We start from the raw sequence: 10,772 nt of genomic DNA, 5'->3' as shown, positions 1-10,772 counted from the left end.
TTTTCGCGAAATTATTATATCACAAAGGGATGACTTATTTATTTTTTACAAATTCTGTTTATTCAACAACCTAATTAAGTTAAACTTGCCAAGATCTTTTGTGAATTTATAGATATCCAACGTATATTTAGACTTATGTTAATCAAACAAAATTCAATACATTTTTATTAAGACATCTATTTTAAATGATTTGTTTCCAGATTATATAATAATTACTACTTGCTTTTATCAATGTAAAGGGATTCTGTTATATTATTTTGCTTAAGAATTCAATTAATTATATAATATTATATTTTTATGAATAAGTTACAGCATCGTTGTATTTCTTATTAATATTAAACACAAAAATAGTCTATGTATATTCTATTAGGATAATCTTTTATAATTATCTTTCATAAAGTACACAGACTATTCAATTGCGTTATTATAATAATAATCGCATGATATTCTTATATAAGAAAAGTCATATAATTATATTAGATATTTCTAAAACGTATATACTTAATTGTATTTTTACAGTTATTATTTGTAGCAGATTGAGCCTAGTGTAAACACTACAACAAATTCAATTTTATCTCCACATTTATTTATAGCCTTAAAATGTAAGATATCAGATGGATAACCACAATTAAGCAACTTTTTTAGATTGTGTTTTGGCATAAATATTATACCTGAACTAACTACTTTATAATATCCTAGGCGTCCACAAATAAAAACTTCATCACAAATACATTTTTTATTGCAGCCAGTGTATATTATTTCAAGTGTATCGCAGTTTGAAGAACATATTGCACTAGCTGTGAAATATTGTAATTTGTTTGGATAAACATAAATTATTTTATTTTCATTTCCAATGCTAGCTTCTAGATTACAATTTATTTTCATTACTGGAGCTTCACACTTATTATCACATGATTTATCAGTTTCTTTTTCTTCAATAATCTCTTTTTCTTCAATACCCATAATTTTCCTCCTAGAACTTAGAGTATAACTGTTTATTTCTATAAATTGTTTTTCCTAATTTCATCACTTTATTTATAACTGTTATATTTTATTATATAAACAATTTTTTTAATTGTTACACTTAATCAATCTACTTTGTTATAAACTGCTCATTGGATTTTAATAATTTCATTTAAATTTAGGCTTTTTAACAATAACGTCTACATAAATTACACGAGAATATTGCTACAAAATCATAAGACTCATGACTACACTTATCTGTGGCTGTGAAATGTAAGATATCTTTTTTTTTAGGATCTAATTTGGAATAAGTTTCAGCTATAATCCCAGAGTGCACTATTTTATATACTGCAAGATTTCCACGAATTCCATTATTTGAAGAACATCCATTATATCTAATAGTTACATCTCCACAACATTTTGATACATCAACTGTAAAAAATTGAGATTCGCCTGGAATTAAATAAAGCATTTTATTTATTGTATCGAAATCCACTTTTAGATTACAACTAGCATAAATCTTAGGTTCGCTTCCTTGGCAACAAGTGTCATGTTTTTTATTTTCCTCTTTCCCCCAATTTTCTACATTTTCTTTTTCGTTCAAACAATAGTCACATTCTATATCAAAAAAATCATCAGTTACAAAATTCTCGTCATTACATATTTTTTTAGGTTCATTTTTATTGTATGTCTCTTTTTCATTATCCATTCTACTTCCTCCAATTACTGGTATTAATGATTTAGCTTATTCTTTAGAAATTTATAATAAAGTAAAATCTGTGGACACTTATAAAAAAGGATACTTAATTAGGTTCTGTACAGAAAGAGAATAAAAAATATACACCTATAAAAAGAGCATTAAGTCAATTAAAGACTTACTGCATGCAGTCGCCTGCGATTTTTTTATATTCTCTTATATAATAATGTATTAAATATTATTAGAAATGGTACAAAAGGTAATATAAAAACATAATATGTATTAAAATAAAACTTTTTATTACATTGTAGACTAAATTAATTTTAAATTTATAGAATTAATATTTAGTAGCGATTTATTTTCTTTAGTGAAAGGAAGTGGGATTTTGAAGGATAACGAAACTAAAAAAGAAAATTATGAATTTAATATACATCCTTGTAACTTCAAAGTTAATATTAAAGAAATAAAGCCCTTTTATGTACACTCACGAAATTATATTTTTTTAGACTTACAAGTATTAGATTGTTATAGTGCTAAAAGCCGTTTAAGGATAAAATCATGTCCTCACAATGGTAAGCTATATTCAGTTGAACCCTCTATTCTTGTATATAAGCCAACAGCTGGATTTTGTGGTTATGATTTAATACAAGTACTGATTGAAGATGAGTTTGGTGGAAGACATATAGAAAATATCATAATTCGTGTAATAAATTAAAGAGTGAGATTTTAAATTAATCTCACTCTTTAACTACAAAGATATAAATAAAATTTTATTCATTTGATTCATAATTAGTTATTTCTTTTATTGTATTATCATCATTCATAAAAACAACTGAAGGCTTATATTTTCTAGCTTCATCCTCATTCATTTGTGCGTAAGCTATTATAATAACTTTATCACCAGGTTGTACTAACCTTGCTGCAGCACCATTTAAACAAATAACTCCTGATTCCCTTTTACCCGGAATCACATATGTTTCAAGTCTTGCACCATTATTTATATCAACTATTTGAACTTTTTCGTTTTCTAAGATACCTGCTGCTTCCATTAATGTTTTGTCTATTGTAATGCTTCCTACATAATTTAATTCTGCCTGTGTAACTGTAGCTCTGTGTATTTTTCCTTTTAACATTGTAAGTATCATTAAAATTTCCTCCTGAAAATCTGTTTATTTATCTGTTCATAATAATCAAATTAGTATATATTCCTTTTCGGTATCTTCATAGATACTCTCATTAAATTGAACTTATCTTTTGAAGTATATTCCATATCAGAAATGAAGGTCATGCTTTTGTGGAAGCGTTACATTAGAGGATTTAGCTGTAGATATTTCTTTAGTGGAAGTTGTTCCATTTTTGCTTGTCCTGAACTCGTTTCAGGATCATGCAGAAATGGTGCAACTCCTGCTATTAGAAATTCACAGCTTAATCCTCAGTAACCTGAACAAATGCATGATCTTTATTTCGGTGGATTTTACGCATAAGTACATTTTCACCTCAGATATCTATATTATTATATTTCAAATGTAAAATTATCTATTAATCTTGTTTTTCCTATATAAACTGCAATTGGAATCAATACATTTCTCTCAATGATTTCAACGCTTTTTAGTGAATCACTATCTACGATTTCTACATAATCTATTTTTGCTAATGGTTCTGAATTTAGTACCTCTTTTATTGAATTTTTAATATTATTAGCATTTCTTTCACCTTTTCTTAATGCATCTTTAGCTATTTCTAAACTTCTACTTAATACTAATGCTGCTTTCCTTTCATCTTTAGAAAGATAAGTATTTCTTGAACTTTTTGCTAGTCCGTCTTCTTCACGGATTATAGGGCAAGCAACTATTTCTACATCAATATTTAAATCTCTAACCATTCTTTTTATAACAGCCACTTGTTGAGCATCTTTTTCTCCAAAATAAGCTTTATCCGGAGTAACTATATTTAAAAATTTTGAAACAACTAAACATACTCCATCGAAATGCCCTGGTCTTTTAGCACCGCAAAGTACACTTGTAAGACCTGATACACTAACACTTGTAGATTTATCTCCATAATACATTTCACTTGGTTCTGGATTGAACACTATTGCTGCGCCTGCATTAATGCAAAGTTCCAAATCTTTATTTATGTTTCTTGGGTAACTATCAAAATCTTCATTTGGACCAAATTGTGTTGGATTTACAAATACGCTTACAACGACCTTATCATTTTCTTCAACAGCTCTTTTTATAAGACTCTCATGACCTTCATGCAAAGCTCCCATTGTTGGAACATACCCTACAGAAAACCCCTCTCTCTTCCATGCCTTAATCAAGCTTCTAAGCTCTTTAATCTCTTTAACTAACATTACTGATCACCCTTCTCATCCTAATACTAAAATTTAGGTTCATTATCACATAAGTATAAACTTACAGTTGAATATCTATATAGATACTACAATCTTAAACTATACTTAGATCATGAAATATCTTCCAAACAGAAATGAGTAATATACTTTTGTGGAATGTTTCATTGGCAATTTTGATGGATGTGATTCTTTGGCTATAAGTTGTTACAAATGTGCTAGTTCAAAGCTTGTCTTTGATGCTAGCACTTTGGGTGCAACTTTATAGCCTTAGAATCACCCATCATAATTGCCTAGAAACTGGAACAAAAGTATATTATTCATTTCGTGAGTTATCGCATAAATCTAAGATTTAGTACAATTTCTTTAATTCATTTTCATCTATTTTAAAAGTGTATTTTTCTTCTGGGAAATCTCCAGCTTGTACTTCTTTAACATAAGAGCTAATGGCATCTCTCATAACGTTACCTACATTTGCATATTGTTTTACGAACTTTGGCACAAAGTCATTAAACATGCCTAACATATCTTGATAAACTAAAATTTGACCATCACAATATTTTCCAGCTCCTATTCCTATTGTTGGAATTGAAACTGCATTTGTTATAAGCTCTGCAACTTTTTCAGGAATTCCCTCAAGAACAATTGAAAACGCCCCTGCTTTCTCAATAAGTACAGCATCATCTATAAGCTGCTTTGCAGCTGCCTCACTCTTTCCTTGAACCTTAAATCCTCCAAAAGCATTTACTGATTGAGGAGTTAATCCTATGTGTCCCATAACTGGTATTTGAGCATCTACAATAGCTTTAATTTGGGCTGCAACATTCGCACCACCCTCAAGCTTAACGGCATTAGCGCCACCTTCTTTTATTAATCTTCCTGCATTTAAAACTGCTTGTTCGATAGATACATGATATGATAAAAAAGGCATATCACTTACAATAAGAGCATTTTTAGCACCCTTCTTAACAGCTTTTGTATGATAAATGATTTCATCCATAGTAACAGCTAATGTATCTTCTTCACCTTTAATAACCATGCCAAGAGAATCTCCAATTAAAATCCCGTTAACACCACTTTCATCAATGATTTTTGCCATTGAGTAATCATATGCTGTAAGCATACTTAATCTTCTTTTCTCTTCTTTGGCTTGTTTAAAAGTTAATACTGTATTTTTCACTAATTTACGCCTCCTAAAAACTTATAAATTTCCAAATGCTTTTTTGAATTACTTAATACATTTTCTATTTGACTCTTATTTTTCATGTCATAGAAACATTCTTCTATGTTTTCTGTAATATCTGCATTATTTTTATCTCTCAAAGCCACAAGTTTTAATAGATTAAAAGATAATATCTTATATAAATCTTTATCTTTGTCCTCTAAAACAGAAATATGCTTCTCAATTGTTGTAATATCTCCCCTTGCTATAGGACCTGTTAAAGAATTAACAAAACCTTTTGCATAAATACTATCAATGTTACCCTTTATTAAAGGTTTTAAAGCATTTAAAGCTTCTTCATCATCTAGTCCAAGTTTTTTTAAATAACTCGTTCCTATATCAAGCAAAGATAATGCTAAGTTAGATACAAAAACGCTAGCTAAATGATATGTTGAGGAATCTTCTGCTTTTCTAACAAAGTACTTATTTCCAATAAGCTTAAGTACACTAATAATAGATGAATCTTCTAAAATATCACCTTCAATTGAAAAATATATATCTTCCAATTCTTTTAAGTTTGTTTCTTTACTAGAGAATGCAAATATTGGATGTAGAGAATAAATCATTGCACCAGAATGTTTCGCATTACATAATACATTTGATTTGAGTGAACCACTTGTGTGGCAAATAGATTTGTTATTTAGATCAAATTTTGATAATTCAATATCTATAATTGAAATGATGTCATCAGGAGTTGTAATAAATAATATATCACTATCTTTAATAATATCTTGAATGTTGTTATAAAATTTAGATTTTGTAATATTTGCTGCATCTATGGCATTTAAGTCATCTTTTCCATAAAAGCCGCTTAATTCTATCCCTTTATGAGTAAAGTAGCGTCCTAAACTCACGCCTACCTTCCCTGGGCCAATAAATCCAATTTTAATGGTATCACCTCCATATACGTGTGAGTGATACAACATCCTAATTTCAATCTCATTCATTATAGATATGAGTTGTATTATATATAATTAATGCTAAAAAATTTGGTGTAACTCTTTTTCGATACTACCCACTGATATTCTACCACTATGTTTTGATTTTAACAATGATAAATTTTTTTATTCTTTAGGAATTTATATTCCTGTAAAATCTATGGGTAACTTAAAAAAGGTTGATTGGATAGTTTGAGTATTTAAAAAAGAATAAAAAGAAAATCTTATTCGCCTGCCAGATTTTTCTCACATGCATTCGAAAAGGCAGATGCGTGAAAAAAATCTCCTGCTCCACAGTAGCCTGCGATTTTTTTATTTAAATACAAAAAAAAGCAAGATTACTTTTTAATTCTTGCTTTCTCGTATTTTTATAAAAATTTACATAATTTCCTCTATTGTAATTACATTTTCAAGGCTATGAAGCTTTAAAATGTACTCTGAATGATTAATTTTTTCAGGTAATGTTAAAGTCATTTTAAGCCCAATTATATGATTGTCAAGCTCTTTCGCTTTCTTAAGTTCTAGATTAGAAATTTTTGTTCCATCTAATTTTATTGCATTCATAAAGTTCGTAACGCCTGCTATATGCTTGAGTTCAGCATATATATCCAATTCGTTAGACTTAGCCCTATAATGTAAATCTGCTTTATGAAGTACTGTTAATACACCTAATAAGAAAAAGCATGAAATAATAGCGCCTTCATAAAAACCAATTCCAATGGCAAGTCCCATACATGCGCAGGCCCAAAGACCAGCTGCAGTTGTAAGGCCTTTAACTTCATTACGCCCAACTACTATAATAGTACCCGCGCCTAAGAATCCAATACCACTTATAACTTGAGCACCCATTCTGCTTACATCATCCTGAATGTGTAATATATCTCTCATGTATTGTCCTGTTATCATAATTAAAGTTGCACCAATACAAACTAATATATGAGTTCTAAGACCAGCCGGCCTTTTTTTTCTTCCTCTTTCAAGCCCAATAATCCCTGCACAAATTGTAGCAAGAGTAAGCCTTAAAATTATAGATGCAGTATTAACTTCCCTCAAGTAGTTTGTCAGTTCATTTATTGTATTATCCATATAACCACCTTCATAATTGCTGGTATCTTATTGTTAATTATAATTAAATAATTCTAAAATTTCATTTTCATTTAACGAATGTATGAATTCTCCTACGGATAAATCATCACCTAAAATCTTATTTATTAGCTCTCTTTTGGAATCCTGTAATTCCACTATTTTTTCTTCTATAGTTCCTTGGGCAATTAACTTAATCACTTCTACCACATTTTTTTGACCAATTCTATGTGCTCTATCAGTTGCTTGATCTTCAACAGCAGGATTCCACCATGGATCAAAATGTATCACTATATCCGCGCTTGTTAAATTAAGACCTGTACCACCAGCTTTCAAGGATACTAAGAATACAGTGTTTTCACCATTATTAAATTCGTCAACCATCTTCATTCTATTGATTGATGGAACTGATCCATCTAAATATGAAAATAAGAAATTTTTTTCTTTAAGTATTTTGCTTATATTCTTTAATACAGAAGTAAATTGCGAGAATACTAATATTTTATGTCCCTCATCTATACTTTGTTCCAATAATTCAATTAATGCATCAATTTTTCCACTACTTCCTAAGTAATTATCCATAGTTACAGACGGATCTAAACATATCTGACGAAGCTTAGTTATATAAGCCAAAATTTCTATTTTGCTCTTACTAAACTCAAAATCTTCGACTTTCTTTTGAATTAAATCTTTAGTATAGTTAGCATAGGTTTCATATACGACTTTTTGCTCATCACTTAAAGGAACAAGAAGTCTTTTTTCAATTTTATCAGGTAATTCTTTAATTACATTCTTCTTATACCTTCTAAGAATAAATGGTTTTACAAGCCTATTTAACTCTTCAAGAATTTCTGGTCCTTCTTCAAGCCTTCTATGATATCTAGTTACAAATTTCTTCTCGTTATATAAATACCCTGGCATTATAAAATCAAATATTGACCATAATTCCATTAATGAATTTTCTATTGGTGTTCCAGTCAACGCAAATCTTATTCTTGCTTTTATTTCCTTGACTGACTTAGAACTTAAAGAAGATTGATTCTTTATGTTTTGAGCCTCATCTAAGATACAGTAATCAAAATTCATATTATATAATTCTATGTCACGTCTCAATAAATTATAGGTAGTTAAGATTACATCATATTCTTTATAGTTATTAATCAATTCTTCTCTTTCTTCTTTTACCCCATTGCAAATAGCAATTTTCATTGATGGAGCAAATTTATTAAATTCATTTTTCCAATTATAGATTAAAGAAGTAGGTGCAATAATAAGAGTTTTTGAATCTGGCTTTGAAAGCAATAATGTTATTGTTTGCAGTGTCTTTCCAAGTCCCATTTCATCACCAAGTATTCCACCAAACCCTAAGTAATCTAAAGTTCTAAGCCAATTATAGCCTTCTTTTTGATACTTTCTAAGTTTAGCTTGAAGTCCATATGGAGGTTGAAAGGCTTTATCTTTAATGTTACTTAATCTTTCTTTAAGATCCTTAATTTCATCACAACTATTTATATACCTTAACTCTTTGTCTTCTAAATAATCTTCAAGATAAGCTCCCTTGTTAATTGGAACATTAATGAGATTCTCATTTAATTTTTCTTCTAAAAGTAAATTATCTATAAGGGTCAATGATTCTTTCAATGCTTCATCTTCTAGGTTTAAGAATTCTCCATTCTCAAGCTTATAATATTTCAAGTTATCTCTAAAACTTCTAAGTATTTTTGCAGTTTCTTCTGGAGATATATCAGAAATTTTAAATTCAAACTCAAAATAGTTGAATTTACCTTTTCTAACTTCTCCAACAAAATCTGATTTCTTAATATCTTTTATTCCCTTAAATCTCTCAGAATAAAATACTTCACCATATCGTTGAAGCTTTTCTATTTCATATTTAAAGAATTTAAAAGCCTCATCATCATCTCTTAAAAAGAATAATCTTCCATTGACTTCTTCAAATCCAAGACTTTTTAATACTCCTAAAACTTCATATTCTTTATTAGTATCTCTGTAAATAATTTTATCTTTGTATTCTTCAAAAAAATTAAATTCATGTCCTTCATATGATACCTTAAACAACAACGAAATATCCTTATCCTTGTCAAAATAAAACCTGAAGATTACAGGCGCGATTACGACTTTTTCTCTAATATCCTTAGATAAAACTAAATCATTTGTTACTTTTTGAATCGAAGGTATTAATTCTTTCAAAATTCTACTTTCATTTATCTTATTAAAACTCACTTTGTTAGTAGCATTAAATATTTTTAAATATGGAGATAATCTCTCACATTGTTCTATTGATGGAATGTATATGGAAGTACCAAATAAGAATACATCTTCATCTTGAGTTAATGATTCTGGTATTCCATTAGGAGCTTCTAAAATTATATTATTATTCTTACTCAATAAAGCAAATGGAATAGGCATATCCCCTTCTATTATTTCAGATTCTAATATTCTATAAAAGAATCCATCGCCTAAAAAAACTCTATTCTTTTTTATAATATATAAAAATTCTTTAAACATCATATCAGGAATTGTAAGGGTCTTTCCTTCTATTAACTTATCCTGATAACGTCTAAAATTTCTATCATGATCTGCTAAATTTTTTATATTATTCATGAATTTTATTAATCTTCTATCTTCATAAGAAAGACTTTGAGTTTTTATATCAAAAATAAATTCTTTCCCGTACTTAATTGGTACTTTATTATAAACGCATGTCAAAAATTGATTAATATCTTTAACTATATACATTTTATTGCTTTTTCTTAATCCTATTTTAAACTCGATTTGAAGTTTAGAGGACCAATTGTTTTTATTAATAATAACTTCGAATTTTAGCTTTTCCTTATCCGTATCCCCAACAAGTAAAGATAATAAATCATCATTAGAATTCTCCTTAATTCTAGCTTTATTATCTTTAAGAGATAAATTATTATTTAACTTGGTTCTTAACTCTTCATCTTCATCAATATTTCTTAAGAATGTATAAAAAGTAGCTATTATATGTTTACAACAGTAATTATCACGAGAAAATTCGTTTTTCTCAAAGTCTAGACAACTACAATGGGTTCCTATAATTTCTTTAGTCATATTATCAATTTCAAGCTTACACGAATATTCACTTAGAAGGCTTTCTGAAACTACAGCTGAGTTTATTTTTATATAATCTTTATCTACTTTAACATTTATTTCTCTTAACAAATCATTTTTTAGAACACGTTGACCTTTTGTAAGAGATGAATTTGTTATGTTCTTATTAAAACCCTCTAGTAAAATTTGTTTTATCAATGTTTATCACCTGCATTTTTATTTTTAACTTCTTTAATTCTTTTAATTAAATCTACACTGATATATTGGGATTTAGAAACCCCTTTTCTAAAATATCTTATTTGCTTATAGTCACGACCTTCAATATTTATATCTAATATATCAATTCTTTCAGCATTAAATATAGTAGGTTCATTTTTTCCTTTTAAATATATATGTACTTCCATTTCATTAGGTGAGATT

11 protein-coding genes are annotated in these 10,772 nt (G+C 28.4%); 2 read left to right on the top strand and 9 right to left on the bottom strand.

The genetic code is table 11. From position 1 onward, the window contains the following. Positions 1 to 522 precede the first annotated feature (522 nt). Both L1S46_RS02655 and L1S46_RS02650 read right to left on the bottom strand, forming a co-directional pair. On the bottom strand, positions 523 to 963 hold the full coding sequence (locus L1S46_RS02655; protein WP_012058816.1) for a hypothetical protein: 441 nt from the start codon (positions 961 to 963) through the stop codon (positions 523 to 525). A 187-nt stretch (positions 964 to 1,150) separates the two neighbouring features. After that, positions 1,151 to 1,672, bottom strand: coding sequence for a hypothetical protein (locus L1S46_RS02650; RefSeq protein ID WP_077856794.1), 522 nt, complete (start codon positions 1,670 to 1,672; stop codon positions 1,151 to 1,153). 373 nt (positions 1,673 to 2,045) lie between these two features. Between L1S46_RS02650 and L1S46_RS02645 the strand changes: the two genes are divergently transcribed. Next, on the top strand, positions 2,046 to 2,375 hold the full coding sequence (locus L1S46_RS02645) for a hypothetical protein (RefSeq protein WP_238899174.1): 330 nt from the start codon (positions 2,046 to 2,048) through the stop codon (positions 2,373 to 2,375). A 55-nt stretch (positions 2,376 to 2,430) separates the two neighbouring features. On the opposite strand, the gene panD is transcribed toward L1S46_RS02645, so the two are convergent. After that, complete coding sequence (gene panD / locus L1S46_RS02640) at positions 2,431 to 2,805, bottom strand: aspartate 1-decarboxylase (RefSeq protein WP_012058819.1); 375 nt, start codon at positions 2,803 to 2,805, stop codon at positions 2,431 to 2,433. Between the two features lie 132 nt (positions 2,806 to 2,937). On the opposite strand from panD, the gene L1S46_RS02635 reads away from it, so the two are divergent. Beyond that, entirely contained in the window at positions 2,938 to 3,099 is a 162-nt protein-coding gene (locus L1S46_RS02635) for a hypothetical protein (RefSeq protein WP_238899173.1), read from the top strand. Between the two features lie 74 nt (positions 3,100 to 3,173). Here L1S46_RS02635 and panC read toward each other — a convergent pair whose 3' ends face one another. The 6 genes from panC to L1S46_RS02605 all read right to left on the bottom strand — a co-directional run bounded on the left by panC (position 3,174) and on the right by L1S46_RS02605 (position 10,756). After that, positions 3,174 to 4,016, bottom strand: a complete 843-nt coding sequence (gene panC / locus L1S46_RS02630; RefSeq protein ID WP_238899172.1) for a pantoate--beta-alanine ligase — start codon at positions 4,014 to 4,016, stop codon at positions 3,174 to 3,176. Between the two features lie 349 nt (positions 4,017 to 4,365). Continuing rightward, on the bottom strand, positions 4,366 to 5,193 hold the full coding sequence (gene panB / locus L1S46_RS02625) for a 3-methyl-2-oxobutanoate hydroxymethyltransferase (RefSeq protein ID WP_065416729.1): 828 nt from the start codon (positions 5,191 to 5,193) through the stop codon (positions 4,366 to 4,368). Beyond that, positions 5,193 to 6,182 (bottom strand): DUF2520 domain-containing protein, encoded by a 990-nt coding sequence (locus L1S46_RS02620; RefSeq protein ID WP_039771024.1) that lies wholly within the window; start codon positions 6,180 to 6,182, stop codon positions 5,193 to 5,195. The genes panB and L1S46_RS02620 overlap by 1 nt, the downstream gene beginning before the upstream one ends. 369 nt (positions 6,183 to 6,551) lie before the next feature. Beyond that, positions 6,552 to 7,259: an MgtC/SapB family protein gene (locus L1S46_RS02615; protein WP_077868959.1), complete on the bottom strand. Its 708-nt coding sequence runs from the start codon at positions 7,257 to 7,259 to the stop codon at positions 6,552 to 6,554. A 33-nt stretch (positions 7,260 to 7,292) separates the two neighbouring features. Continuing rightward, a complete protein-coding gene (locus tag L1S46_RS02610; RefSeq protein ID WP_238899171.1) occupies positions 7,293 to 10,550 on the bottom strand; it encodes an SNF2 helicase associated domain-containing protein in 3,258 nt (1,085 codons plus the stop codon). Continuing rightward, complete coding sequence (locus L1S46_RS02605) at positions 10,547 to 10,756, bottom strand: hypothetical protein (RefSeq protein ID WP_065416726.1); 210 nt, start codon at positions 10,754 to 10,756, stop codon at positions 10,547 to 10,549. Before L1S46_RS02605 ends, L1S46_RS02610 begins: the two co-directional genes overlap by 4 nt. Positions 10,757 to 10,772: the final 16 nt, after the last annotated feature.

This window comes from Clostridium sp. YIM B02500, from assembly GCF_022324665.1.
In the GTDB taxonomy this organism is placed as follows: domain Bacteria; phylum Bacillota; class Clostridia; order Clostridiales; family Clostridiaceae; genus Clostridium; species Clostridium beijerinckii.
The sequence above is the reverse complement of the archived record's forward strand: the minus strand, read 5'-3'. Positions and strand labels throughout refer to the sequence as shown.

Coding starts and splice junctions, on each gene's coding strand:
- L1S46_RS02655 (WP_012058816.1), bottom strand. CDS start 963: ATGGGTATTGAAGAAAAAGAGATTATTGAAGAAAAAGAAACTGATAAA.
- L1S46_RS02650 (WP_077856794.1), bottom strand. CDS start 1,672: ATGGATAATGAAAAAGAGACATACAATAAAAATGAACCTAAAAAAATA.
- panD (WP_012058819.1), bottom strand. CDS start 2,805: ATGATACTTACAATGTTAAAAGGAAAAATACACAGAGCTACAGTTACA.
- L1S46_RS02635 (WP_238899173.1), top strand. CDS start 2,938: ATGAAGGTCATGCTTTTGTGGAAGCGTTACATTAGAGGATTTAGCTGT.
- panC (WP_238899172.1), bottom strand. CDS start 4,016: ATGTTAGTTAAAGAGATTAAAGAGCTTAGAAGCTTGATTAAGGCATGG.
- L1S46_RS02620 (WP_039771024.1), bottom strand. CDS start 6,182: ATGAATGAGATTGAAATTAGGATGTTGTATCACTCACACGTATATGGA.
- L1S46_RS02615 (WP_077868959.1), bottom strand. CDS start 7,259: ATGGATAATACAATAAATGAACTGACAAACTACTTGAGGGAAGTTAAT.
- L1S46_RS02605 (WP_065416726.1), bottom strand. CDS start 10,756: ATGGAAGTACATATATATTTAAAAGGAAAAAATGAACCTACTATATTT.